A 226-nucleotide genomic window follows, 5' to 3' on the forward strand; every position below is an offset into this window, starting at 1 on the left:
AAGTGAAGCAATCCAGATCACATCTCCAATCAGGCTCCGTTCTGGATTGCTTCGCGTTGCTCGCAAAGACGGGGTATTACAAAATCATTGAAACTTAAATAAATACTTTTCGGTTTTATAAATGATGAAGCGATAATTATCTACTATTCAATATAAATTTTCGTCTTTGCGAACGTAGTGAAGCAATCCAGAACCCAGCTCCAATAAGGTCCCGTTGCGGATTGCT

This window comes from Legionella quateirensis (assembly GCF_001467955.1).
In the GTDB taxonomy this organism is placed as follows: domain Bacteria; phylum Pseudomonadota; class Gammaproteobacteria; order Legionellales; family Legionellaceae; genus Legionella; species Legionella quateirensis.